The 25701-nt window shown below is 71.8% G+C and carries 23 protein-coding genes; 14 read left to right on the plus strand and 9 right to left on the minus strand.

Features of this window, described 5'->3' with window-relative positions; translation table 11 throughout:
* Positions 1-6: 6 nt before the first annotated feature.
* From M6G08_RS11335 to M6G08_RS11345, 3 genes are all read left to right on the plus strand, one after another.
* Positions 7-990, plus strand: a complete 984-nt coding sequence (locus M6G08_RS11335; RefSeq protein ID WP_272587041.1) for an ABC transporter ATP-binding protein — start codon at positions 7-9, stop codon at positions 988-990.
* Positions 977-1876, plus strand: a complete 900-nt coding sequence (locus M6G08_RS11340; protein WP_272587042.1) for an ABC transporter permease — start codon at positions 977-979, stop codon at positions 1874-1876. The genes M6G08_RS11335 and M6G08_RS11340 overlap by 14 nt, the downstream gene beginning before the upstream one ends.
* A gap of 219 nt (positions 1877-2095) precedes the next feature.
* Positions 2096-3403, plus strand: coding sequence for a tetratricopeptide repeat protein (locus M6G08_RS11345; protein ID WP_272587043.1), 1308 nt, complete (start codon positions 2096-2098; stop codon positions 3401-3403).
* Positions 3404-3474: 71 nt separating this feature from the next.
* Here the strand turns inward: M6G08_RS11345 and M6G08_RS11350 are convergent, their stop codons facing one another.
* The gene (locus M6G08_RS11350) at positions 3475-4431 is read right to left on the minus strand and encodes a M28 family metallopeptidase (protein ID WP_272587044.1); all 957 of its coding nucleotides are present in this window, start codon (positions 4429-4431) and stop codon (positions 3475-3477) included.
* A 187-nt stretch (positions 4432-4618) separates the two neighbouring features.
* A complete protein-coding gene (locus M6G08_RS11355) occupies positions 4619-5089 on the minus strand; it encodes a VOC family protein (RefSeq protein WP_272587045.1) in 471 nt (156 codons plus the stop codon).
* Positions 5090-5125: 36 nt separating this feature from the next.
* Between M6G08_RS11355 and M6G08_RS11360 the strand changes: the two genes are divergently transcribed.
* Complete coding sequence (locus M6G08_RS11360) at positions 5126-5734, plus strand: CGNR zinc finger domain-containing protein (protein ID WP_272591315.1); 609 nt, start codon at positions 5126-5128, stop codon at positions 5732-5734.
* Positions 5735-5789: 55 nt separating this feature from the next.
* On the opposite strand, the gene rarD is transcribed toward M6G08_RS11360, so the two are convergent.
* From rarD to abrC1, 7 genes are all read right to left on the minus strand, one after another.
* A complete protein-coding gene (gene rarD, locus M6G08_RS11365) occupies positions 5790-6854 on the minus strand; it encodes an EamA family transporter RarD (RefSeq protein ID WP_272587046.1) in 1065 nt (354 codons plus the stop codon).
* A 165-nt stretch (positions 6855-7019) separates the two neighbouring features.
* On the minus strand, positions 7020-7874 hold the full coding sequence (locus M6G08_RS11370) for an SDR family oxidoreductase (RefSeq protein ID WP_272587047.1): 855 nt from the start codon (positions 7872-7874) through the stop codon (positions 7020-7022).
* A gap of 187 nt (positions 7875-8061) precedes the next feature.
* On the minus strand, positions 8062-9120 hold the full coding sequence (locus M6G08_RS11375; RefSeq protein ID WP_272587048.1) for a 2-oxoacid:ferredoxin oxidoreductase subunit beta: 1059 nt from the start codon (positions 9118-9120) through the stop codon (positions 8062-8064).
* Positions 9113-11041, minus strand: coding sequence for a 2-oxoacid:acceptor oxidoreductase subunit alpha (locus M6G08_RS11380; protein WP_272587049.1), 1929 nt, complete (start codon positions 11039-11041; stop codon positions 9113-9115). Before M6G08_RS11380 ends, M6G08_RS11375 begins: the two co-directional genes overlap by 8 nt.
* A 281-nt stretch (positions 11042-11322) precedes the next feature.
* On the minus strand, positions 11323-11982 hold the full coding sequence (abrC3, locus tag M6G08_RS11385) for a response regulator AbrC3 (protein WP_289907232.1): 660 nt from the start codon (positions 11980-11982) through the stop codon (positions 11323-11325).
* A 498-nt stretch (positions 11983-12480) separates the two neighbouring features.
* Positions 12481-13851 carry a sensor histidine kinase AbrC2 gene (gene abrC2, locus M6G08_RS11390; RefSeq protein WP_272587050.1) on the minus strand — a complete coding sequence of 457 codons (1371 nt, stop codon included), beginning with the start codon at positions 13849-13851 and terminating at the stop codon, positions 12481-12483.
* 149 nt (positions 13852-14000) lie between these two features.
* A complete protein-coding gene (gene abrC1 / locus M6G08_RS11395; protein ID WP_272587051.1) occupies positions 14001-15239 on the minus strand; it encodes a sensor histidine kinase AbrC1 in 1239 nt (412 codons plus the stop codon).
* Between the two features lie 252 nt (positions 15240-15491).
* On the opposite strand from abrC1, the gene M6G08_RS11400 reads away from it, so the two are divergent.
* The 10 genes from M6G08_RS11400 to M6G08_RS11445 are packed head-to-tail and all read left to right on the plus strand — an operon-like array spanning position 15492 to position 25680.
* Positions 15492-15887 (plus strand): NADH-quinone oxidoreductase subunit A, encoded by a 396-nt coding sequence (locus tag M6G08_RS11400; protein ID WP_217170232.1) that lies wholly within the window; start codon positions 15492-15494, stop codon positions 15885-15887.
* A complete protein-coding gene (locus M6G08_RS11405) occupies positions 15878-16525 on the plus strand; it encodes an NADH-quinone oxidoreductase subunit B (protein ID WP_272587052.1) in 648 nt (215 codons plus the stop codon). Before M6G08_RS11400 ends, M6G08_RS11405 begins: the two co-directional genes overlap by 10 nt.
* On the plus strand, positions 16522-17913 hold the full coding sequence (locus M6G08_RS11410) for an NADH-quinone oxidoreductase subunit C (protein ID WP_272587053.1): 1392 nt from the start codon (positions 16522-16524) through the stop codon (positions 17911-17913). The genes M6G08_RS11405 and M6G08_RS11410 overlap by 4 nt, the downstream gene beginning before the upstream one ends.
* On the plus strand, positions 17910-18878 hold the full coding sequence (locus M6G08_RS11415; RefSeq protein WP_272587054.1) for a complex I subunit 1/NuoH family protein: 969 nt from the start codon (positions 17910-17912) through the stop codon (positions 18876-18878). Before M6G08_RS11410 ends, M6G08_RS11415 begins: the two co-directional genes overlap by 4 nt.
* Before the next feature lie 2 nt (positions 18879-18880).
* Complete coding sequence (locus tag M6G08_RS11420; protein ID WP_272587055.1) at positions 18881-19486, plus strand: NuoI/complex I 23 kDa subunit family protein; 606 nt, start codon at positions 18881-18883, stop codon at positions 19484-19486.
* On the plus strand, positions 19483-20127 hold the full coding sequence (locus M6G08_RS11425; RefSeq protein ID WP_272587056.1) for an NADH-quinone oxidoreductase subunit J family protein: 645 nt from the start codon (positions 19483-19485) through the stop codon (positions 20125-20127). Before M6G08_RS11420 ends, M6G08_RS11425 begins: the two co-directional genes overlap by 4 nt.
* Entirely contained in the window at positions 20127-20564 is a 438-nt protein-coding gene (gene nuoK, locus M6G08_RS11430; protein WP_272587058.1) for an NADH-quinone oxidoreductase subunit NuoK, read from the plus strand. Before M6G08_RS11425 ends, nuoK begins: the two co-directional genes overlap by 1 nt.
* Positions 20561-22555: an NADH-quinone oxidoreductase subunit 5 family protein gene (locus M6G08_RS11435; protein WP_272587059.1), complete on the plus strand. Its 1995-nt coding sequence runs from the start codon at positions 20561-20563 to the stop codon at positions 22553-22555. The genes nuoK and M6G08_RS11435 overlap by 4 nt, the downstream gene beginning before the upstream one ends.
* 6 nt (positions 22556-22561) lie before the next feature.
* Positions 22562-24136 (plus strand): complex I subunit 4 family protein, encoded by a 1575-nt coding sequence (locus M6G08_RS11440; protein ID WP_272587060.1) that lies wholly within the window; start codon positions 22562-22564, stop codon positions 24134-24136.
* Positions 24133-25680 (plus strand): NADH-quinone oxidoreductase subunit N, encoded by a 1548-nt coding sequence (locus M6G08_RS11445; protein WP_272587061.1) that lies wholly within the window; start codon positions 24133-24135, stop codon positions 25678-25680. The genes M6G08_RS11440 and M6G08_RS11445 overlap by 4 nt, the downstream gene beginning before the upstream one ends.
* Positions 25681-25701 lie beyond the last annotated feature (21 nt).

Below are 25701 nucleotides of genomic sequence, written 5' to 3' on the forward strand. Positions count from 1 at the left end.
GAGCCGATGGCCGAACCGTCCGCCACCGAGCCGGAGCACCCGGAGCGCGGGAGCGGGGACGACGCCGTCATCGCCACCCGCGCCCTCACCAAGCGCTACCGCGGCGGACAGCTCGCCGTGGACGGTCTCGACCTGACCGTCCCGGCGGGCAGCGTCTTCGGCTTCCTCGGCCCCAACGGCTCCGGCAAGACCACCACCATCCGCATGCTGATGGGCCTGATCGAGCCCACCTCGGGCACCGCCGCCGTACTGGGGAGACCCGTGCCGCGCGACGCCCACGCCGTACTGCCCCAGGTCGGCGCCCTCATCGAGGGCCCGGCCCTGTACGGCTTCCTCTCCGGCCGCGACAACCTGCTGCGCTACGACTCCGCCGACCCGACCGCCGACCCCCGCACCCGGCGCGAACGCGTCGCCGCCGCGCTGGACCGGGTGGGCCTCGCGGCGGCCGCCGGCAAGAAGGCGAGGGCGTACTCGCTCGGCATGAAGCAGCGACTCGGGCTCGCCGCGGCGCTGCTCCAGCCGCGCCGCCTGCTCGTCCTGGACGAGCCCACCAACGGACTCGACCCGCAGGGCATGCGCGAGATCCGCACACTGGTGCGCGAACTCGCATCCGACGGCACCACGGTCTTCCTCTCCTCCCACCTGCTGGACGAGATCGAGCAGGTCTGCACGCACGCCGCCGTGATGGCGCGGGGGCGGCTGATCACCCAGGGCCCGGTCGCCGACCTGTCGGCCGGGGCCCGCGGCCGGCTGGTGGTGACCACGCCGGACACGGGGGAGGCGGCCCGGGTGTTGAAGGAGCAGGGAGCCGGCGACGTGGCCGTCGCCGAGGACCGGGTGACGGCGGAACCACCCGACCGCGACCTCGCCGACCTGAACGCCGCCCTGGTCACGGCCGGCGTCCGGGTCCGCGGCTTCGGCGTGGAACGGGCGTCGCTGGAGGACGCGTTCGTGGCGCTGACCGGGGAGGGCTTCGATGTCGCAAGCTGAGACGCGTCTGCCGGCGCGCACCCCGAACCCGCTGTGGACCTTCGGGCTGCTCCGCAGCGAACTGGCGGTCACCTTCCGGCGCTGGCGCACCCTCGCCCTGCTGGGCGTGCTGGCCGCCGTGCCGGTACTGGTGGGCATCGCCGTGAAGATCGAGACGAGCGACGGCTCGTCGTTCGGAGGCGGTGGCCAAGGCGGAGGCGGCGCGGGCGGCGGGGGCCCCGCCTTCATCTCGCAGATCAGCAACAACGGGCTGTTCCTGGTCTTCACCGCGCTCGCCGCGACCCTCCCGTTCTTCCTGCCGATGGCCGTGGGCGTCGTCGCGGGCGACGCGATCGCCGGCGAGTCGAGCGCGGGCACCCTCCGCTATCTCCTGGTCGCCCCCGCGGGCCGCACCCGCCTGCTGCTCACCAAGTACGCCACGGTGATCGCCTTCTGCCTCGCCGCGACCCTGGTGGTCGCGGTCTCGGCACTCGCGGTCGGGGCGCTGCTCTTCCCGGTCGGCGACCTGATCACCATCTCCGGCACCCGGATCACGTATGCCGAAGGTCTGGGTCGGGCCCTGCTGATCGCCCTGGTCGTCGCCGCCTCACTCGTCGGCGTCGCGGCCCTCGGCCTGTTCGTCTCGACCCTGACCGGCAGCGGCATCGCGGCGATGGCGACCACGGTCGGGCTGGTGATCACCGTCCAGATCCTCGACCAGATCCCGCAGCTCGACGCGCTCCAGCCGTACTTCTTCTCGCACTACTGGCTCTCCTTCGCCGACCTGATGCGCGAACCGGTCTACTGGGACGACCTGACCAGGAACCTCGGCCTCCAGGCCCTGTACGCGGCGGTCTTCGGCTCGGCGGCCTGGGCGCGGTTCACGACGAAGGACATCACGGCCTGAGGCGCGACGGCACGGGGCACGACAGCACGAGGCACGGCCGGCGGGCTCCGACGGAGCCCGACGTCCCTCTCGCACCTGGAACGAGCCTGTGACACCCCGGTGACGCGAGAACCGGGAGCGAGCGGCGAAACTCGACGGTAGGTGTACGACAGGCATGACAGGCTCTGGACGGCACGGGCACCAAGCCGCCGACGGAAGCCGCCGATGAGTGGGGGAACGATGTCTCGACTCGGCCGCGACAGGCAACGGGAGCACGAGGACGCCGAGCGGCCGCCCGGCCCTGCGGTGGCGCCGATCGACGTCCGTGTGCCGGCGGTCACGCAGGCCGCTTCCGGCGCGCGCAGCGCTTCGGTCGACGGCTCACCCGTCGTCGCCGCCCCCGGCGAGGAGATCCAGAACGCCGTCCTGAACCGCCTCCACCGCCTCGCCGTCGCCGCCGGCCGCCCCGTCCTCGCCACGGTCCACGACGAGCGCATCGGGTGCTCCGTCCCGCTCCGGGTCGACCCGGACGGCTCCAGCCACCTCGCCGGGGAACCGGCGCCGACGACTCCCGAACGAGGTGCCGTACGGCAGGACCGGCCCACGCACGTCCTGCGCTCGGTGGCACCGGCACGGGACAGCGCCCCGGCGTTTTGCCCGACACCGGTGCCCGAGCCGTTGCCCACGCCGGCCGGTGACTCCTCGCCGACCTTCACGCTGCGGGCCCTGCCGGAGCCGGCGGGCGGTGCGGAGAGGACCGCGGCGCCCGGGACGGTGGCGCAGCCGACGGGAGCGTTCGGGCCGCCGCCCCGGATGGACGGTGGCGTGGCGGACGGTGGCCTCGAGGGCGAAGGCGTGGGCGGGGGAGAGGAAGCGTACGGGCGCGAGGGGGCGCGAGCAGCCGCCGGTGTGGTCGCCGGGGCCGAGGCGCCGACCGGGTCCGGGGCCGCCGGCGGGCCGTTCCTCGTCGTGCCCGACGTGGACCCGGACCGCAAGCCCACCCCCACCCCCGCCCGCGGCTTCGACGCCGTCGCCGAGGCCGTGCTCGGGGACGGGCCGCTCACCGCCCCCGGTGACGCCACCGCCCCGGCGCTCCTCGCGGAGCCGACCGCGCGTGTCAACGAGGCCGTCAAGGAAGGGCGTACGGAGGAGGCGGCGCGGCTATCGGAGCAGGCCGTGGCGGACGCCTCCGGAACGCTGGGACCGGAGCACCCCGAGGTGCTCCGGCTCCGCGAACTCACCGCCTACATCGCCTACTTGTCCGGCGACCCCGACCGCGCCTTCGGGCTCTCCCTGGACCTCGCCCGGATACACCGCCGCGCGGGCGACGCGGAGGCCGCCTACGGCAACGTCCAGAGCGCGGCCACCGCCTGGCGCGCCGTACGCGATCCGGCACGCGGGCTGGAGCTCGGCCACGACCTGATGGGCCTGTGGGGCGAACTGGCCGCTGAGGACGGCCCGGCCGCCGAGGACGCCGAGGAGCTGGAGTCGGCCCGCACCCGCATGGGCCGCCTCACCGAACGCGCCGCCCGCGCCCAGGCCGGCTGAGACCGGCCCACGATCCGGGCGGGCCCGTGATCCGGCCGGGCCCGTGATCCGGCCGGGTCCGCCAGGTGGTGCTACTGCGACAGCTCCCACATCGCGTACGCGATGGCGTCGCTGTTGCGGTCCAGGGCGGTGTCGTCGATGTTGGCCGTCGTGTCGCACGACGAGTGGTAGCACGGGTCGAACGGCCGGCCCGCGGTGCCGCCCCACTTGGCCGCCTGTGCGGACGTCTTCCGGTAGTCGGCGCCGCTGAAGAGGCCGCCGACGGGCACCCCCGCGTTCTTGAAGGGCGCGTGGTCGGAGCGGCCGTCCCCCTCGGTCTCGATCTCCGTGGGGACGCCGAGGCCGGCGAAGTAGTCCTTGAAGGTCTTCTCGATCGTGGGATCGTCGTCGTAGACGAAGTAGCCGGGGTTCGGCGAGCCGATCATGTCGAAGTTCAGGTAACCGCTGATCTTCGCCCGGCCCGCGGAACCGAGGCTGTTGACGTAGTACCGGGAGCCGACCAGTCCCAGCTCCTCGGCGCCCCACCAGGCGAAACGCAGGTGCTTGGCGGGCTGGTGGCCGGACCGGGCCACGGCGAGCGCGGTCTCGAGGACGGCCGCCGATCCCGAGGCGTTGTCGTTGATGCCGGGACCGGAGGAGACGCTGTCCAGGTGCGACCCGGCCATGACAACCTGATTCGCGTCGCCGCCCGGCCAGTCGGCTATCAGGTTGTATCCGGTACGGCCGGAGGCGGTGAACCGCTGGACGGTGGTGGTGAACCCGGCCGCGTCCAGCTCGGCCTTCACGTAGTCGAGCGACGCCTGGTAGCCGGGGCGGCCGTGGGCGCGGTTGCCGCCGTTCGCCCTGGCTATCGACTGGAGCTGCGCCAGGTGCGCTTTGACGTTGGCCACCGGTATGTCGGGCGCGGCGGCCGCCGCGGGGGTGGGGGCGGCGGCGGGCGCCGCACCGGCCACCGATCCGCCGGCGGTCAGTGTGGCCACGGCGACGGCGCCGGCCGTCAGCGCGCGTCCGGGAAGGGGGAGCTTCATGTGGGGGGCTCCGAATTCCTGGGGAGTCCCTGGGGACGGACTCCGCTGTGAATGGGGTGCCTGGATGGTGGGGCCGGGACTGATTGCGCGTCAAGACCGTTAACCGGCCATGATGTCGCGCATATCGGAGGCCCGGCCGGTCACCCGCGCCACGCGGCCGTCTTGACCCTGTTCGGCCCTCCGCCCCCTAATGCACGCAGAATTCGTTCCCCTCGGGGTCCGCCATCACCACCCACTCCCCGCCCGGCTCCTTCACGTGCCGCAGCACGCTCGCCCCCAGCGCCTCCAGCCGGACCACCTCCTCCTCACGGCGCCCCTCGGCCGCGTGCACGTCGAGGTGGACCCGGTTCTTCCCGGACTTGGCCTCCGGGACCCGCTGGAACAGCAGGCGCCGTCCCAGTCCGGCGCCGCTCTCCTCCTGGTGCGGGTCGTCGGGGTGCCGTACGGCGGCCAGGTCCCGCCAGGCGCGGCGGCCGTGCGACTCGGTGGTCAGCTCGGGCGGCACGGCCCCGAAACCCAGCAGCTTCTCGATGAGCGCGCTGTTGTCCTCCACCTCGAAGTGCAGGGCGGCGGCCCAGAAGTCCGCCTGTGCGTGCGGCGCGGCGGCGTCGATGACGATCTTGAAGTGCAGGGGGGTGGGCCCCGGGGTCGAAGTCATGTAACCAGTTATAATGGTTACGTGAGTGAGCGGGCAATGGAATCGCCGGAGGCGTCTCCCGGACTGACGCTGGTGTCGCACGAGGGCAAGCCGTACCGCTTCGACCCGGGTGCGCTGTGCCTGGAGTTGCTGACGACGGGCGGACCGGGCGCCTATGCGCGCTGGGAGGTGCTGCACCGCCCCGAGGACCTGGCCGCCTGGGCCGACCGCAGCCGGCTGCCGGGCGGGCTCGACCTGGTGGTGGAGCAGGCCGATGTCCGGCGGGCCAGGGCACTGCGTGATGCCCTCTTCCTGCTCACCGCGGATCGCGCCCACGGACGTCCGCCGCGGCCCGAGCACCTGGACGCGGTCAACGCCGCGGCCGCCGAGCCGCCACTCGCCGCCCGCATCGAGGCGGACGGCACCCGCGGCTGGGCCCCCGGGGCCACGGGGACGCGCCTGCTGTCGACGGTCGCGCGCGACGCGATCGAGCTGTTCACGGGTCCCTACGCCGGCCGTGTCCGCGAGTGCGGCGCGCACGACTGCAAGCTGCTCTTCGTCGACACCTCACGCCCGGGCCGCCGCCGCTGGTGCGCGATGGAACACTGCGGCAACCGCGAGAAGGCCAGGGCCCATCGCGCCCGGCGGGCACCGGAGACGCGCTGAAGCAGCAGGGGCGTGAGGGGGCGCTACGGCTTGCCCGCGGGGGCGTGAGGGGGCGCTACGGCTTGCCCGCGGGGGCGTCGGCCTGTTCGGCCTGTTCGGTCTGTTCGCTGCCGACCGGGTCCTGGGCCGGGACCCCGGAGGCCACGACTCCCTTCTCCCGTCCGGCGCCGTCCTTGGCCGCCGGTACGCCGCCGCCCGCACGGTCCACCTGGGTCCGCAGGGTCCGCGCGTTGCGGTGGGTCGTGCGCAGGGCGTCCCAGGTCAGCAGGGAGAGCGCCAGCCAGACCAGCGCGAAGCCGGCCCAGCGCTCGGGCGGCATGGCCTCACCGAAGTAGAGGACGCCGAGCAGGAACTGGAAGACCGGGGCCAGGTACTGCAGCAGCCCCAGCGTGGACAGCGGCACGCGGATCGCCGCCGCGCCGAAGCAGACCAGGGGGATGGCGGTCACCAGGCCGGTGGCGGCCAGCAGCGCCGAGTGACCGAGGCCTTCGGTGGTGAAGGTCGATTCGCCCTGCGCGCCCAGCCACAGCACGTAGCCGAGGGCCGGCAGGAACTGGATCGCCGTCTCGGCGGCCAGCGACTCGACGCCGCCGAGGTTGACCTTCTTCTTCACCAGGCCGTACGTGGCGAAGGAGAAGGCGAGGCAGAGGGAGATCCAGGGCGGCTGGCCGTAGCCGACGGTGAGGACGAGCACGGCGGCGAAGCCGGTCCCGACCGCCGCCCACTGCGCTGGCCGCAGCCGCTCCTTGAGCAGCAGCACGCCCATCGCGATGGTGACCAGCGGGTTGATGAAGTACCCGAGCGAGGCCTCGACCACGTGGCCGCTGTTCACAGCCCAGATGTAGACGCCCCAGTTCACGGTGATGACCGCGGCGGCCACGGCGACCAGGCCGAGCCTGCGCGGCTGCCGCAGCAGCTCCCCTGCCCACGCCCAGCGCCGTACGACGACCAGGGCCACGGCGACGAAGGCGAGGGACCACACCATCCGGTGGGCGAGGATCTCCCCGGCGCCCGCGGGCTTGAGCAGCGGCCAGAACAAGGGAACCAGGCCCCACATCCCGTACGCCGCGAAGCCGTTCAGCAGGCCTATTCGCTGCTCACTCCTGGACGACCCGGCCACGGCCACCTCCTTCTCGCACTCGGCATGCGGGGAACGGATGCATGCCAGGACGAAGGTAGCGCCGCACCCGGCCTCCTGTCATGCCCGTATCGGCATACGGTCATGACAGGAGGGGGTGGGGCCGGAGCCGGACCGGGTTCGGGTGGGGCGGCCGGCCTGCGTGGTTCAGTTCGACAGCGCCGCGGCGACGGCCTCGGAGAGCGGAGTGGTCGGGCGGCCCGTCAGCCGCGAGAGGTCGCCGGTGGAGACGACCAGTTCGCCCTTCTCGATCGCCGCGTCCACTCCCGCGAAGACGTCGGCCAGCGGGCCGGGCACCCCGGCGGCGGTGAGGATGCCGGTGTAGGCCGTGGTGGAGACGGGGGTGTAGGTGATCTCCTTGCCGGTCTGCCGGCTCAGCTCGGCGGCGTACTCGGCGAAGCTCCACGCCTCGTCGCCACCCAGCTCGTACGCCTTGTTCTCGTGGCCCTCGCCGGTGAGTACCGCGACGGCGGCGGCCGCGTAGTCGGCGCGGGAGGCGGAGGAGACGCGTCCCTCTCCCGCCGCCTGGACGACGGCGCCGTGCTCCAGGGCGGGGGTCAGCTGCTCGGTGTAGTTCTCGTGGTACCAGCCGTTGCGCAGCAGCACGTACGGCACGCCCGAACCGGCCAGGACCTCCTCGGTGGCGCGGTGGTCGTCGGCGAGCGCGGCCGTGAGGCTGCTCGGGGCGCTGGTGTAGGCGAGCAGGGCGACGCCGGCCTTCTTCGCCGCGTCGATCACGACGGTGTGCTGCCGGACGCGGCCCTTGTCGAACTCGTTGCCGGAGATCAGCAGCACCCGGTCGCCGGCCGCGAACAGGTCGTCGAAGGTCTGGGGGTCGTTGTAGTCGGCGACCGCGAGCCGTACGCCGCGGGCGGCGAGGTCGGCGGCCTTGGCGCGGTCGCGGACGACCGCGGTGACCTGGTCGGCCGGCACCTTCTCCAGCAGTTGCGACACGACGTGACGGCCGAGGTTTCCGGTGGCTCCGGTGACGACGATGCTCATGGTTTCAGCACTCCTTGTGGGGGTCGGTATGACTAACCCTAGGTCGTGCGCTAACTGTAGGAAAGTGCCTACTTAGAAGTAAGGTACTTACGTTGTAGTAAGCATCCAGTGCGCCACCGTCGCGGCATGTGAAGGGGCCCGGGCGTTCTGCCCGGGCCCCTTCACATGCCGCCTGTGCCGTGAAACCTCAGCCGACGACGGTCCAGGTGTCGTTGCCGGCGAGGAGGGCGGTGAGGTCGCCCTTGCCGTTCTGCTCGATGGCGGTGTCGAGCTGGTCGGACATGAGGGTGTCGTAGACGGGCCGTTCGACGGAGCGCAGGACGCCGATGGGGGTGTGGTGGAGGGTGTCGGGGTCGGCGAGGCGGGAGAGGGCGAAGGCGGTGGTGGGGGAGGCGGCGTGGGCGTCGTGGACGAGGACGTGGGCTTCGTTGTCCGCGGTGACCGTGACGACCTCCAGCTCGCCGGTGGCCGGGTCGCGGACGACGCCCTTGGCGTTGTCGGTGCCGAAGCGGATGGGCTGGCCGTGTTCGAGGCGGATGACGGCTTCCTCGGCCTGCTGTTTGTCCTTGAGGGCGTCGAAGGCGCCGTCGTTGAAGATGTTGCAGTTCTGGTAGATCTCGACGAGGGCGGTGCCGGGGTGGTCGGCGGCCTGGCGCAGGACCTCGGTGAGGTGCTTGCGGTCGGAGTCGACGGTCCGGGCGACGAAGGAGGCCTCGGCTCCCAGGGCCAGGGAGACCGGGTTGAAGGGGGCGTCCAGGGAGCCCATCGGCGTCGATTTGGTGATCTTGCCGGTTTCGGAGGTGGGGGAGTACTGGCCCTTGGTCAGGCCGTAGATCCGGTTGTTGAACAGGAGGATCTTGAGGTTGACGTTGCGGCGCAGGGCGTGGATGAGGTGGTTGCCGCCGATGGAGAGGGCGTCGCCGTCGCCGGTGACGACCCAGACGGACAGGTCGCGGCGGGAGGCGGCCAGGCCGGTGGCGATGGCGGGGGCGCGGCCGTGGATGGAGTGCATCCCGTAGGTGTTCATGTAGTACGGGAAGCGGGAGGAGCAGCCGATGCCGGAGACGAAGACGATGTTCTCCTTCGCCAGGCCGAGCTGCGGCATGAAGCCCTGCACGGCGGCGAGGACGGCGTAGTCACCGCAGCCGGGGCACCAGCGCACTTCCTGGTCGGACTTGAAGTCCTTCATGGACTGCTTGCCCTCGGCCCTGGGGACGAGCTGGAGCAGTGCGTTGGTGTCAGCCATCGATGGCCTCCTTCAGGACGGTGGCGAGCTGTTCCGCCTTGAACGGCATGCCGTTGACCTGGTTGTACGACTCCACGTCGACCAGGTACTTCGCCCGGACCAGGGTGGCGAGCTGCCCGAGGTTCATCTCGGGGAGCACGACCTTGTCGTACCTCTTGAGTACGTCGCCGAGGTTGGGCGGGAAGGGGTTGAGGTGGCGCAGGTGGGCCTGGGCGATGTGGCCGCCCTCGGCGCGGATGCGACGTACGGCCGCCGTGATCGGTCCGTACGTCGAGCCCCAGCCGAGGACCAGGGTCCGCGCCCCGTCCGGGTCGTCGACCGTGAGCTCGTCGACGTCGATGCCGTCGACCTTGGCCTGGCGGGTGCGGACCATGAAGTCGTGGTTGGCCGGGTCGTAGGAGATGTTCCCGGTGCCGTCCTGCTTCTCGATCCCCCCGATCCGGTGCTCGAGTCCGGGGGTGCCCGGCACGGCCCAGGGGCGGGCCAGGGTGTGCGGGTCGCGCTGGTACGGCCGGAACACCTCGGTGCCGTCGTCCAGGGTGTGGTTGGGGCCCTGCGCGAACTGCACCGTCAGGTCGGGCAGTTCGCCGGTCTCCGGGATGCGCCAGGGTTCGCTGCCGTTGGCCAGATACCCGTCCGAGAGCAGGAACACCGGGGTGCGATAGGTCAGCGCGATCCGGGCCGCCTCCAGCGCGGCGTCGAAGCAGTCGGCCGGGGTATGGGGGGCCACCACCGGGACCGGCGCCTCCCCGTTGCGGCCGTACATCGCCTGCAGCAGGTCCGCCTGCTCCGTCTTGGTCGGCAACCCGGTGGAGGGGCCGCCGCGCTGGATGTCCACGACCAGCAGCGGCAGCTCCAGGGAGACGGCGAGCCCGATCGTCTCGCTCTTGAGCGCCACCCCCGGCCCGGACGTGGTCGTCACCGCCAGCGAGCCGCCGAACGCCGCGCCGAGCGCCGCGCCGATCCCGGCGATCTCATCCTCGGCCTGGAAGGTGCGCACACCGAAGTTCTTGTGCTTCGAGAGTTCGTGCAGGATGTCCGAGGCCGGGGTGATCGGGTACGAGCCCAGGAACAGTGGCAGGTCCGCCTGGCGGGAGGCGGCGACCAGGCCGTAGGCGAGGGCCAGATTCCCGGAGATGTTGCGGTAGGTGCCGGGCGGGAACGCCTTCGACGCCGGAGCCACCTCGTAGGAGACCGCGAAGTCCTCCGTGGTCTCACCGAAGTTCCAGCCCGCCCGGTACGCGGCGATGTTCGCCGCCGCGATGTCCGGCTTCTTCGCGAACTTCGTCCTCAGGAACTTCTCCGTGCCCTCCGTGGGCCGGTGATACATCCAGCTCAGCAGCCCGAGCGCGAACATGTTCTTGCTCCGCTCGGCCTCCTTGCGGGACAGGTCGAACTCCTTGAGCGCCTCCACCGTCAGCGTCGTCAGCGGCACCGGATGCAGGTGGTAGCCGTCGAGCGAACCGTCCTCCAGGGGCGAGACGTCGTAGCCGACCTTCTGCATCGCCCGCTTGGTGAACTCGTCCGTGTTGACGATGATCTCCGCACCGCGCGGCATGTCGCCGATGTTCGCCTTCAGCGCCGCCGGATTCATCGCCACCAGCACGTTCGGGGCGTCGCCGGGGGTGAGGATGTCGTGGTCGGCGAAGTGCAGCTGGAACGACGAGACACCCGGCAGTGTCCCGGCCGGCGCCCGGATCTCCGCCGGGAAGTTCGGCAGCGTCGACAGATCGTTCCCGAACGACGCGGTCTCCGAGGTGAAACGGTCACCGGTGAGCTGCATACCGTCACCCGAGTCCCCCGCGAACCGGATGATCACCCGGTTCAGCCGGCGGACGTCCTTCGCCCCGGCCGGTTTGCGCTGCTCTCCTACGACGGTTCCGTCGGCCTGCTCCGCTGGGCTGCTGACCTGGCTGGTCACTGACTGGACCTCCCTAGAGGCGGCTGTCCGGGGAGTGGTCTCCCACCGACCATCCCGGGATCAACCCTACGTCCGCAGGGGTTGGCTATCGGTGGACATTCGCATGATGGACACGACCCCGAGATGGTCGGCCGCCCCGTAGACCCACAGTTTCCGCGCCCCCCGGCGCCTGTGAGGACGCCTACGGCCCGTGCTCCGGTTTCCCATTCGTTCGGATGAGCGGCCGGCGAACGGCTGAGCCGTCCGGTCCGGCCGGCGATTCCAGCAGGTGGGCTGCCGTGTCAGGAATTGAGATAGGTGAGGACGGCCAGCACCCGCCGGTGATCACCGTCGCTGGGGGACAGCCCCAGCTTCAGGAAGATGTTGCTGACGTGCTTCTCCACGGCCCCGTCGCTCACCACCAACTGCCTGGCGATCGCCGAGTTCGTCCGGCCCTCGGCCATGAGCCCCAGGACCTCCCGCTCCCGCGGGGTGAGCCCCGCGAGCACGTCCTGCTTGCGGCTGCGCCCGAGCAACTGGGCGACCACCTCGGGATCCAGGGCCGTCCCGCCCCCGGCCACCCGCACCACCGCGTCCACGAACTCCCGCACCTCGGCCACCCGGTCCTTGAGCAGATACCCGACGCCCCGGCTGGAACCGGCCAGCAGCTCCGTCGCGTACCGCTCCTCCACGTACTGGGACAGCACCAGTACGCCGAGACCGGGATGAGCTTTGCGCAGCTGGACCGAGGCGCGCACACCCTCGTCGGTGTGCGTCGGCGGCATCCGTACGTCCGCCACCACGACGTCCGGCAGCTCGCCCTGCGCGTCCAGCTCCGTGATGGTCTTGATCAACGCGTCGCCGTCGCCGACACCGGCCACGACCTCGTGCCCCCGGTCGGTCAGCAACCGGGTCAGCCCCTCTCGGAGCAGCACTGAATCCTCGGCGATGACCACCCGCACCCTGTCCTCCACGATCCTCGGCCCCCCACGCCCGTCCACCGCACGGCCCGCGCGGCCCACGCCGCGTCCACGAGCCCGTCCGTTGACAGGACCAGCATTCCAGCATCGGAGACCGAATGCGCCCGGGCAACGGGAAGAGAGCGCGAAGCAGAGGGTTCCGGCCGGGTCCGGCTGCGCGGCGACCGATTACCGGCCACCTTGGCCGGGGGCCGGCTCGGTGACGCCGGTCTGGGGCCTGACCGGGCCCACCCGTCGTGATCCGGGCCGGACCCACCCGTCGTGGTCCTGACCGGGCGCGCCGGTCGAGGTCCGGTTGCCACGCCGACCGGATCTCGGTCCGGTGAGGCGTGGCACGGCATGGCATGGCACGACACGGTATGGCGCGCCGGGTCTGGCCCGGCGAGGGCCGGCCCTGCCGGGACGAGTCCGGTACCTGCATGCCCCACCGCCTCCGTCCAGCACGCGCGGCGCCGACGGAGGAGGCGGGGACCAGGTGGCTCAGTGGGCGGCCACCGGCTCGCTCCGCCACGGCAGTTCCGCGGTCACCCGCGTCGGGCCGCCTTCCGGCGAGTCCACCACGAGGATTCCGTCCACGGCGTCGAGCCGTTCCGCCAGGCCTGCCAGCCCCGAACCGGCCGACACCTCGGCTCCGCCCACACCGTTGTCCACGACCTGGAGCATCAGCCGGTTCTCCACGCGCCAGACCTCCACGAAGGCCGCCGTGGCCCGCGCGTGCTTGCTGACGTTCTGCAGCAGCTCCGAGACGGTGAAGTAGGCGATGCCCTCGATCGCCGACGCCGGCCGCTCCGTCAGGTCGACCTCCACCTTGACCGGCACGGTGCAGCGTGAGGCGACCGAGGAGAGTGCCGCGTCCAGGCCGCGGTCGGTCAGGACCGCGGGGTGGATGCCGCGGGCCAGGTCCCGCAGCTCCTGGAGGGCCGTCTTCACCTCGCCGTGCGCCTCGTCGACCATGGCCGCCGCCGCTCGCGGGTCCTCCTTCAGCTTCTCCTTGGCCAGCCCGAGATCCATGGCCAGGTTGACCAGGCGGGCCTGGGCCCCGTCATGCAGGTCACGCTCGATGCGCCGCAGGTCGGCCGCGGCGGTGTCGACCACGACCCCGCGGTCCGACTCCAGCTCCACCACCCGGGTGGCCAGCCGCGACGGCCCGAGCAGGCCGTACACCATCACCCGGTCCACCGTCGTCAACGCCCGGACGATCCACGGCGTCGCCAGCGTGAACAGCAGACCGACCAGCGCGGTCATGGTGATCTCGAACGGGTTGTCCAGGTAGACCCGGTGCGTCTCGTCACCGTAGAGCTGGAGCCCGTCCTGGCCGGCGTACATCGGGAACACCCAGAACCACAGCGGGTACGTGAGCATCGCCCACCCGAACGCCCAGACGTTCACGGCGACGACGAAGGAGAACACCGACCACGGGAACTGCAGCACCGCGTAAAGCAGGCTCCGCCAGGACACGCCGCTCTTCAGGACGGCACCCATCCAGCCCATCGCGCCCTGCTTCTTCATCCGCAGCGGCTCCGGGTCGGACACGCGCAGCCCCAGCAGTATCCGGGCCCGTGCCCGCTCCATCGCACCGAAGCCCCGGCAGCCGGCCAGCGCCGCCGCCAGCACCGGCACGCCCAGGAACGTCACCAGCAGCCCCGCTCCCAGGGACACCATCGTGACGGCGTAGGTGAAGAGCAGGATGCCGATCGGCAGGCTCAACAGCACATAACCGAACTCCCGCCAGCTGCGTGCCTCGAACGGCGCGCGCAGCCCCGCCGGCAACCGGCGGCGTCGCGCGGCGGTGCCCTCGGGAAGCCCGGACCCGCTCCCGAACCCGTAACTGTGTCCGTAATCCGTGGCCATCGGTGCCGTCCTTCTCCTCGTCCTATGGCTGTGCTGTCGTAACTCCACCCTGATCGACCGCCCGCCCACGGGCCATGGAGCCCGTCGGCGTCTCGAGAGGGGGGTTTTCCCCACCCCGGGGCGGATGCCGGCCCGTGCGGCGTGCTCTTTCAGCGCCCGCGCGAAGCGCCCGAAGCGCGCGCGGTGGCGTCGTCGCCGGTGCGGTCGCGCCACGGCAGCTCAGCGGTCACCGTCGTCGGGCCGCCCTCCGGCGAGTCGACGACGAAGAGGCCGTCGACGGCGCTCAGCCGGTCGGCCAGCCCCTTCATCCCCGTACCGCCGTCGAGGCGGGCACCCCCGCGGCCGTCGTCGCTCACCTGTATGAGCAGCCGGTCGGAGGACCGCCACACCTCCACGGCGGCGGTTCTCGCCCGGCTGTGCTTGCTGACGTTCTGCAGCAGCTCCGAGACGGTGAAGTAGGCGATGCCCTCGATGGCCGCGGCCGGGCGCTCCATGAGGTCGACGGTCACCTTGACCGGCACGGTGCAGCGTGAGGCGACCGAGGAGAGTGCCGCGTCCAGGCCGCGGTCGGTCAGGACCGCGGGGTGGATGCCGCGGGCCAGGTCCCGCAGCTCCTGCAGGGCCAGCTTCACCTCGCCGTGCGCCTCGTCGACCATGGCCGCCGCCGCGTCGGGGTCCTCCAGCAGCTTCTCCTTCGCCAGACCCAGCCCCATGGCCAGGTTGACCAGACGGGCCTGGGCTCCGTCGTGCAGGTCGCGCTCGATGCGCCGCAGGTCGGCCGCGGCCGTGTCGACCACGATGCCCCGGTCCGACTCCAGCTCGGCGATCCGCCGCTCCAGCTCGTCGGAGGGGGAGAGCAGCGCCCGCACCATCGCCCGGTCCGCGTTGGCCAGGCCCCGCGCGATGAACGGCAGCACCGGCCACAGCACGAACAGCGACGTCAGCGTGACGACGAAGGTCAGGATGCCCCAGGGGAGCCGTATGAAGTCGTACAGCACGGTGCGCCAGCCCACGGGATCCTTCAGCGCCATCCACAGCTGGGGGAAGAATCCGCCCCCACCGCGCAACGGAAGCCGGCTCGGCTCGTCCACCCGCACACCGAGCAGTACCCGGGCCCGGGCACGCTCCAGCTTGCCCAACTGCCGTGCACCCATCAGCCCCGCGGCCAGCAACGGGAACCCGATCACCGTGACCGTCAGCCCGACGCCGGTGCACAGCATCGTCACCACGTACACGAATCCGAGCAGCGACGCCGGGAGGTTCGCCAGCAGGTGGGCGATCTCCATCCAGGTGTGCCGGTCGTAGGCGAAACGGGCCGGCGGCGGGCGGTCGCCGGGCGCTGCGCCGGTGTTCCCGCGAGGCGTCGGTGTCGAGAGGCGTTCGGTCATACGAGTCAGCGTGCCGTGCCGCGCGACGCCGCGCCATGAGGTGTACCGCCAGGACGCACTGAGGAAAACCCCACCCCCCGGGGGCCCGCCTTTCGGAGCCCGCCCCCGTGGGCCCGCCTTCCGGAGCCCGCCTCCCTGTCCCAAGGTGTGACGGGCTGCTTACCGTCTCTTTATCAGGCCCTAGACTCCCGTGCGTACAGATCGTCGATCAGCAGCGTTCGGGACAGGGAGCGCGGGGAGCGAGGGACGGACGTGCCGGAACCGACCGTCGGCCTTGCGGCCGACTATTTCCAGTCCTACTCGGTCGTCGGACTGCTCGCCGTCGTCGGCGTGCTCTTCGTCGCCGTCGCCTTCGGGGCCGGGCGCCTGCTGCGGCCCGTGGTCCCGACGCCCGAGAAGCTGCTGACGTACGAGTGCGGTGTCGACCCCGTCGGCGAGGGCTGGGCCCACACCCAGGTTCGCTACTACGTCTACGCGTTCCTCTATGTCATCTTCGCGGTCGACTCGATCTTCCTCTTCCCCTGGGCGACGGTCTTCGCCGATCCTGGTTATGGAGCGACGACCCTCGTGGAGATGTTCATCTTCCTCGGCTTCCTCGCCGTGGGCCTGCTCTACGCATACAAGAAGGGCGTCCTGTCGTGGACGTGAACCCCGCCGAACCCGTGCTGCTCCCCGAGCCCAAGCGGCTCGGTGCGCTCGCACGCCTCGCTCCCGAACCCATGAAGGTCGTCCTGAACTGGGGCCGCAGGTACTCCCTGTGGGTCTTCAACTTCGGCCTCGCCTGCTGCGCCATCGAGTTCATCGCCGCGTCGATGGCCCGCCACGACTTCATCCGGCTCGGCGTCATCCCCTTCGCGCCGGGCCCCCGTCAGGCCGACCTGATGGTGGTGTCCGGCACGGTGACCGACAAGATGGCGCCGGCCGTCAAGCGCCTGTACGAGCAGATGCCCGAGCCGAAGTACGTCATCTCCTTCGGCGCCTGCTCCAACTGCGGCGGCCCCTACTGGGACTCCTACTCCGTGACGAAGGGCGTCGACCAGATCATCCCCGTCGACGTCTACGTCCCCGGGTGCCCGCCCCGCCCCGAGGCCCTCCTCCAGGGCATCCTCAAACTGCAGGAGAAGATCGCGCGGGAGTCGCTGGGGGAGCGGTACGCCACATCGCACCGGCCGTCGACGGCGGCGCTGCGGAGCGGCCTGGTCCGGCCGCCGGCGCCGGGTGCCGCCGTGGACCGCGACGCGGGCACGGCTGCGAACCGGGCTGCGGACCCGGGGGAGGGCCGATGACCGCCGCCGGCTGGCTCCCCGCCGATACCGCGGAACTCTTCGGTCCGCAGGCCGCCGCCGACGAGTCGTACGACGTCCTGACCGTGGACGTGCCGCCGGCGTCCTGGATCTCTGCCCTCGAGACCGCGCGGGACCGGCTGGGCTGCACCTACTTCGACTGGCTGAGCGCGGTCGACGAACCGGGCACGGGCTTCCGCGTCGCGGCGCACGTCGTGGCGCTGGGACCCGTACGCCGGCTGCTGCTGCGCACGACGGTCCCGCACGAGTCCCCGGTCCTGCCCAGTGCCATCGCGGTCTACGCGGGCGCGGCCTGGCACGAACGTGAGACCCACGAAATGTTCGGCGTCGCCTTCCAGGACCATCCCGCGCTGGACCACCTGCTCCTGCCGGAGGGCTTCGAGGGCCACCCGCTGCGGAAGGACTTCGTCCTCGCCGCCCGTGTCGCCAAGGCCTGGCCGGGGGCCAAGGAGCCCGGCGAGTCCGACCACGGCGGTCCGCGCCGCCGGCAGATGCTGCCGCCCGGCGTCCCCGACCCCAACGAGTGGGGCCCGCTCAAGGGCCAGCTGCCTCCCGCTCCGGCCCGCCCGGCACGGGGAGCCGGACGCGCGGCGGGGGAACGCCCGGCCCGCGCCGAGGGGGAACGCCCGGTCCGCCGTTCCCGTACGGCGGCGGAAGGCTCCGCCAGTCAGGGTGCCCCGGCGCCCCGGCGTGCACGCAGCGCGAGCGGGGGTTCCGCGTCCCAGCGGACGGGCGCGCCGGAAACCGGGCCCATCACCGAGACGGACGCGAGCGCGGAGACCGGGCAGGCGGTTTCCGGGCCGACCGCCCGGCCGCGCCGCGCACGCACCGCCGGTGAGGGCTCCGCGTCGCAGCGAGCCGCCTCCGACGCCCGTCCGGCAAAGACTGCCCCGGACGCGCAGGCGCCCAGCCCTGGCGCCGGTGATGACACGGGCACGTCCCCGGTGCCCGAGGCAACGGCTCCGAAGCCGTCGGCCCCCGCCACACCGCGCAGTACGGACGCCCCGTGGCACCACGCCCGCCCCGCCTTCGACGACGCTGAGTCCGAGTCCGAGCCCGAGCCGGACGCCGGCACGGAACGCCAGCCGGACACGACCTCGGACGGGCCGAGCACCTCGGACGGGCCGAGCACCTCGGACGGGCCGAGCACCTCGGACGGGCCGAGCACCTCGGACGGGCCGAGCACCTCGGACGGGCCGAGCACCTCGGACGGGCCGAGCACCTCGAACGGGCCGAGCACCTCGAACGAGAACGAGAACGAGAACCCGGACCGGGACCAGTCCTCGAACCCGATTCCGGATCGGGACCAGTCCTCGGACCCGAACCCACCCCGCTCGACCCGCCCGAACCCCCCAGGAGGCTCGCAGTGAACGACGCGCTCGACGTCACCCTGCGCCTCCTGATCGTCTTCGTCGTCTTCCTCGCCCTGCCCCTGATCATCGGCCAGACCGAGCACAAGGTCATGGCCCACATGCAGGGCCGTCTCGGCCCGATGTACGCCGGCGGATTCCACGGCTGGGCGCAGCTCGTCGCCGACGGCGTGAAGTTCGCGCAGAAGGAGGACGTGGTCCCGGCCGACGCGGACCGCCGCATCTTCCAACTCGCCCCCGCCGTGGCCCTCCTGCCGTACCTTCTGGTCCTCCTGGCCATCCCGGTCGGCCCCGGAGAGGGCGCGGTCGGCCAGGTCGTCGACGCGGGCATCTTCTTCGTGCTCGCCGTCATGGGCGTGGGCGTCCTCGGCTCCCTCATGGCGGGCTGGTCCTCCGCCAACAAGTTCTCCCTCCTCGGCGGTCTGCGCACCGCCGCCCAACTCCTCGCCTATGAGCTCCCGATGCTGCTGACCGCGGCCTCGGTGGCCATGGCGGCCGGCACCGTCTCGCTCGTCGGCATCCTCGACGCCTTCGAGTGGTGGTGGCTGCCCTGGCAGATCGTGGGCGCGATCGTCTTCTTCGTAGCCGGTCTGGCCGAGTTGCAGCGCCCCCCGTTCGACATGCCGGTGGCCGACTCGGAGATCATCTTCGGTGCCTACACCGAGTACACCGGCCTGCGCTTCGCGCTGTTCCTCCTCGCCGAGTACGCCGGGATCGTCGTCCTGTGCGGCCTGACGACCGTCCTGTTCCTGGGTGGCTGGCACGGCCCCTGGGGCGCCGACGGTCTCGGCTGGGTGTGGACGCTGCTGAAGACCGCCGTCCTCGCCTTCGTGGTGATCTGGCTGCGCGTGACCTACCCGCGCCTGCGCGAGGACCAGCTCCAGAAGCTCTCCTGGACTCTCCTCGTCCCTCTTTCCCTCGCCCAGATCGCCCTCACCGGCATCGTCAAGGTGGTGATCCAGTAACCATGCCCCCCATCCCCGGCTCGGGTCTGGCCAAGGGCCTGGCCGTCACCCTCCGCACGATGACGAAGAAGACCGTCACCGAGCAGTACCCGGACGTCCAGCCCGACCTCCCGCCCCGCACGCGCGGCGTGATCGGCCTGTTCGAGGAGAACTGCACGGTGTGCATGCTGTGCGCCCGCGAGTGCCCGGACTGGTGCATCTACATCGACTCCCACAAGGAGACGGTCCCGGCGGCGACCCCCGGCGGGCGCGACCGCAGCCGCAACGTCCTCGACCGCTTCGCCATCGACTTCTCGCTCTGCATGTACTGCGGTATCTGCATCGAGGTCTGTCCTTTCGACGCCCTGTTCTGGTCTCCGGAGTTCGAGTACTCCGAGACCGACATCCGTGACCTCACCCACGAGCGCGACAAGCTCCGCGAGTGGATGTGGACGGTGCCGGCCCCGCCCGCCCTCGACCCCGGCGCGGAGGAACCGAAGGAACTCGCCGCCGCCCGCAAGACCGCCGACAAGCTGGCCGCCCAGCAGGAGGCGACCGGACCGGAGGCGACCGGACCGGAGGCGACCGGACCGGATGCGACCGGCCCCGAACAGGAGGGCCGGGAATGACCCTCGCAGTGACCTTCGGTCACCTCGCCGCGGACTCCACGACCGTGGCCGCCGAATCGCAAGGCTTCCTCTCCCCGACCGGCGTCGAGATCGCCTTCCTCCTCGTCGGCCTGGTCACCTTCGGCGCCGCCGTCGTCACCGTCACCACCCGGCAGCTGGTCCACGCCGCCCTGTGGCTGGTGGTGGCCCTCGGGGGCCTTGCCGTCGAGTACCTCCTCCTCACCGCCGAGTTCATCGCCTGGGTGCAGGTCCTCATCTACGTCGGTGCCGTCGTCGTCCTCATCCTGTTCGGCCTGATGCTCACCAGGGCCCCCATCGGCCGTTCCGCGGACGCCGACTCCGGCAACCGCTGGGCCGCCCTCACGGTGGCCGTGGCCGCCGCCGCGGCCCTGGTCTGGGTCGTCGTCGACGCCTTCCGCACCACCTGGATCGACCTGGACGGTCCGGCCGCCGGCTCCACCGCCGTCACCGGAGCGAGCCTGTTCCAGAACTGGGTCCTTCCCTTCGAAGCCCTCTCGGTCCTCCTCCTCGCCGCCCTCGTCGGCGCCATCGTCCTGTCCCGCAGGGCGAAGACGGACCGCGCGGCAGAAGCCGGCCGCCCGGCCGCCCCGAACAGCGCCGACAAGGGCGGTGACCGCTGATGCACCTCGCCTATCCCGCCGTCCTCTCCGTCCTCCTGTTCTGCACGGGCCTGTACGGCGTCCTCGCCCGCCGCAACGCGATCCTGGTCCTGATGTCGGTCGAGCTGATGCTCAACGCCGTCAACCTCAATCTGGTCGCCTTCGACGTCTGGCTCAGCAAGGCAGCCGAGGAGACCCTGCACTCCGGCCAGGCCCTGACCCTGTTCACCATCGCCATCGCGGCCGCCGAGATCGGCATCGGCCTGGCGATCGTGCTCGCCGTCCACCGCAACCGCGGCACCTCGGACATCGACAAACTCCGCGACACCGCCGAGGGACCCGACGGCTACGGCCCCGACGGCGACGGCCCCGATGGCAAGGACTCCCACGGCGCGGGCCCCGGCACCGGCGCCGCCGCGACCGGGCCGGGCACCGAGAAGGCTGAGGCCACCGCGTGACCACGACGACCCTCGCCGCACTCGTTCCAGTCCTCCCCTTCCTCGGGGCAGCCGCCGGTCTCCTCCTGGGCCGCTCGGCGCCGGGCTTCGTCCGCCCGCTCGCCGTCCTGCCGACGCTGGCGGCCCTCGTCCTCGCCGTGGTCGTCGCGGCCCGCCAGGGCGGCGGCCGTGCCGTCGGCGCCGTCACGGAACTGACCCCCACCGGTTCCGTCCCCGTCGAACTCGCCCTGCACATCGACGGCTTCGCCGCCCTCGTAGCCGTCCTGGTCGGCTGCGTCGCCACCTGCGTGCAGATCTACTCGACGGGCTACCTGCGCGACGACCCGCGCTACCCCTCGTACGCCGCTCTCGTCTCCCTGTTCACCTCCGCCATGTTCCTCGTCGTCTACTCCGGCGACCTGATGGTGCTGCTGGTCGGCTGGGAGATCATGGGCATCTGCTCGTACTTCCTGGTCGGCCACTACTGGGAGACCCCGGAGGCCCGTGCCGCCTCCCTCAAGGCCTTCCTGGTGACCAAGCTCGGTGACGTCCCCTTCCTGATCGGCCTGCTGGCGCTGGCCACCGAGGCCGGCTCCTTCCGCATCACCAAGATCCTCGGTGCGGTCGCGAGCGGCTCCCTCGACCACCCGACGCTGATCGCGCTGCTGCTCCTGGCCGGTGTGGCGGGCAAGTCGGCGCAGTTCCCGCTGCACACCTGGCTTCCCGACGCGATGGCGGGCCCGACGCCCGTCTCCGCGCTCATCCACGCCGCGACCATGGTCGCCGCCGGTGTCTACTTCGTCGCCCGGCTCCTTCCGCTGTTCCAGGCCTCGCACGCCGCGATGGTCGTCCTCGCAGTCATGGCCGCCGTCACGATGGTCGGCTCGGCGCTCGCCGCGCTCGCCCAGGACGACATCAAGCGCGTCCTCGCCTACTCGACCATCGGACAACTCGGCTACATGACCGGCGCCCTCGCCGTCGGCGACCGCGGTGCCGCCGTCTTCCACCTCCTCACCCACGGCGCCTTCAAGGCGCTGCTGTTCCTCGCCGCCGGCGTGATCATCCACGCCGCCGGCACCAACTCGCTGGCCGCCATGTCCCGCATGCGGGGCCTGCGCGACCGCGTCCCGGACGCCTACTGGACGATGACCGTGGCGCTGCTCGCCCTGGCCGCGATCCCGCCCTTCAGCGGCTTCTTCTCCAAGGAGGCCGTCCTCGTCGTCGCCGAGCACACCGCCACCGGCAACACCGGGCACGCGTCCGGCGCCGCGGGCTGGACCGTCCTCCTCGCCGGCCTGGTCACGGCCCTGCTCACCGCCGCCTACGCGGTGCGCCTGTGGCTCCTGGCCTTCCGCGGACAGGGCGCCGAAGCCCCCGACCACGGTCGGCAGCCCGTGGCCATGAACGCCGTGCTCTGGGTCCTAGCGATCCCGTCACTCGCCCTCGGCGGGCTCGCCTTCCGCCCCCTGCCCGAGTGGTTCGACGGCCACGACCTCACCCCGACCCTCACCACCTCCGTGCTCGGTACGGGCGTGGCCCTGGTCGGCGGCATCGTCACCTACGCGGCCTGGCGCCACACCACGGCCCTTGCGGCCCGCCCGCCGCTCGGTGCGGTCGCGGCCCATCCGGAGGGCGACGCCGCGCTCGTGGAGGCCGAGGCCATCGCCAGCCACAAGCCGGCCTACGGAGACATCGCCCACGCCCCCGACCCGTCCGACCCCGGACGGCTCCTGCTGGGCCCGCTGCACCGGCACGCGGCCGTCGGCTTCCACCTGGACGCGGTGTACACGACCCTCTTCGTCCGCCCGGTCCAGGCCGGCGCGAGTCTCGTGCGGTTCCTCGACCGGGAGGTCGTCGACACCTACGTACGTGGGGCGGGCGCCCTGCCGCGCGTCCTGGGAACCGCCGTACGCCGGGCCCAGACCGGCAATGTGCAGACCTATGTGAGCGCGCTGCTCGCCGGCACCGTCGTCCTCGCGGTCGCCGCCGTCCTCTTCGCCACGGGAGCGTGAGCAGGCGTGATCGATATCAACGAGTCCGTGATGCAGTTCCTTCTGGCGTTGGTCGTCGTCGGCCCGCTCATCGGTGCCGCCGCCGCTCTCCTGCCCGCCCCTCCCGGGCTGAAGGGGAACTCACCCGACCAGGCTGTCCTGCGGCACGGCGTCACCGTCACCGGTGCCGTCCTCGTCGCCGCGATCGCCCTCGTGCTCGGCTTCGACCACGACCAACCGTCGAAGATGCAGGCCAGCACCGACATCAGCTGGATCCCCGCACTCGACGTGCGCATCCACCTCGGCATCGACGGCATCTCCCTCCCCCTGCTGGTCCTGACCGCGCTGCTGACCTTCCTCTGCGCGCTCTACTCGTACTTCAAGATGCCTTCGGGCCCGAGCCCGAAGGCGTTCGTCGCGCTGCTGCTCGTCCTCGAGTCCGGCACCCTCGCGACCTTCGCCGTACTCGACCTGGTCCTGTTCTTCCTCGCCTTCGAGATGGTCCTCGTCCCGATGTACTTCCTCATCGCCCGCTGGGGCGGGGAGGGACGGGCCGGGGCGGCCTGGAAATTCATCCTCTACACCCTCCTCGGCTCCGTAGTCATGCTGCTCGGCCTGCTCTTGGTCGGACTCAACGCGGGCACATTCGACATGGTGGCACTCGCCACTGACAATGGCCGGTCGCTGACCACGTCCGTGCAGGTCATCGCCGTTCTGGCGATCGGGATCGGCCTCGCGGTCAAGACCCCGATGTGGCCCCTGCACAGCTGGCTGCCCGACGCCCACACCGCCGCCCCGACCGTCGGATCGGTCCTGCTGGCCGGTGTCCTGCTGAAGATGGGCACGTACGGGTTCGTGCGTATCCTCCTCCCCGTCGCGCCGGAGGGCTTCCACACCTTCGCGCCCTACCTCGCCGCCCTCGCCGTCGTCGGCATCATCTACGGCTCCCTCGCCTGCCTGGCCCTCGCCAAGCGGGGCGCGAAGGGCGACCTCAAGCGCCTCATCGCCTACTCCTCCGTCGGCCACATGGGCTTCGTCCTGCTCGGCATCGCCACCATGACCCCGACCGGCGTGAACGGCGCCCTGTTCGCCAACATCGCCCACGGCCTCATCACCGGCCTGCTCTTCTTCGTCGTCGGCGCCCTCAAGGACCGCACCGGCACCACCGACCTCGACACCCTGGCCGAGGAGACCGGAGCCGCCCTGTACGGCAAGGCGCCCCGCCTCGGCGGCCTCCTCGCCTTCGCCGCCGTCGCCTCGCTCGGCCTGCCGGGCCTGGCCGGCTTCTGGGGCGAGATGCTGGCCCTGTTCGGCGCCTTCGACCCCCACGAGGACCTCAGCCGCCCCGCCTTCCTCACCTTCATGGCGATCGCCGCGTTCGGCACGCTGCTGACCGCCGCCTACATGCTGATCGTGGTCCGCCGAGTCTGCATGGGCGCCGTACCGCGCGAGGCCCCGAAGCTCACCGACGTACGCACCTACGAGTTCGCCGCCTGGACGCCGCTCGTCGCCCTCACCGTCGTCGCCGGACTGTGGCCCAGGACCCTCCTCGGGCTGACCGACCCGGCCGTGCAGCAGCTCCTCTCAGGAGGCACCCGATGAGCACCCCGGCCCAGCCCCTCGCCGAGGCCCTGCCGCAGTCCCTGGCCCAGAACCTCGTCCAGTCCGTCGACTGGCTCGCCATCGCGCCGCCCACCATCACGGCGGTCGTCGGACTCGCCGTCCTCGTCACCGACCTGTTCGTCAAGGACGCCCGCAAGTCCCTGCTCGGCTGGATCTCGGTCGCCGGACTCGCCGCCGCCGCGCTCATGCTGCTGCCCCTGGTGAACGACGACCGCTCGACGTTCTGCCTGACCGGCGACGCCGACGTGTGCAGCTACACCGCGGACACCTTCACCCTCGCCATCCAGTTCCTGGTCCTCGGCGGCGCCCTGGTGACCGCCCTGCTCTCGGTCACCGCCGTGAAGGACGCCGACCGCGGACTCCCCGAGGGCGAGTACTGGTTCCTGCTGCTCTCCTCCGCGGCCGGCGCCGCGCTCCTGCCCGCCTCCCGCGACCTCGCCACGCTGATCGTCGCCCTGGAGGTCGCCTCCCTCCCCGCCTTCGCACTCGTGGGCCTGCGCCAGGGTGACCGCCGGTCCTCCGAAGCGGCCCTGAAGTTCTTCCTGTCCTCGGTCACCGCGACCGCGGTCAGCCTCATGGGCATCAGCTTCGTGTACGCCTCCACCGGCACCCTCTACCTCACCCAGGTGGCCGAACGCATCCAGGACGTGGACGGACAGCTCACCACGCTCGCCCAGACCGGCGTCGTCCTCACCCTCGTCGGCTTCGCCTTCAAGACGGCCGCCGTACCCTTCCACTTCTGGGTGCCCGACACCTATGTGGGCGCACCCCTGCCGATCGCCGCCTACCTGTCCGTGATCGGCAAGGCGGTCGGCTTCACCGGCCTGATCCTCGTCACGGTCGTCGCCCTCCCGTCCTACGCCGACGTCTGGGGACCGGCCCTTGCCGCCCTGGCAGCGCTCACCATGACCGTCGGCAACGTCGGCGCCCTGCGCCAGCAGGCCACGCGCGCGTACAGCGCGGTACGCCTGCTCGCCTGGTCTTCCGTCGGGCAGGCCGGCTACCTGCTGGTGCCGATCGCCGCCGCCGCGTACTCCGACCACCCGGAACGCTCGATCGGCTCCACGGTCGCCTACGCCCTCATGTACGCCGCGGTGAACCTCGGAGCTTTCGCGGTGGCCGCCCTCGTGGGCCGTACGAGGTCCCTGAACCGCGTCGCCGACTACCGCGGCCTGTACGCCTCCAACCCGCTCACCGCCCTGCTCCTGGCCTTCTTCCTGCTCTGCCTGGCCGGCCTGCCGCCCGGCGTCATCGGCCTCTTCGCCAAGGTCACGGTGTTCTCCGCGGCCGTGGACGCCGGGCTCGGCTGGCTGGCCGTCGTCATGGCGGTCAACGTCGCCATCGCGCTGTTCTACTACCTCCAGTGGACGGCTCTGCTGTTCCGGGCTCCCGAGGAGGCGACCGCCGGACACCGCGTTCCGGCGCCCCTCACGGCCGCGATCACCGTGACCGCCGTCCTCGCCGTCGCCCTCTCGGGCGCCCCCCAGCTGATCCTGCGCTTCGTCGGCACCGGCCTCTTCTGAGCAGCGGCCGCCTCCCGCCCC

The organism is Streptomyces sp. M92 (assembly GCF_028473745.1).
Taxonomy (GTDB): Bacteria; Actinomycetota; Actinomycetes; order Streptomycetales; family Streptomycetaceae; genus Streptomyces.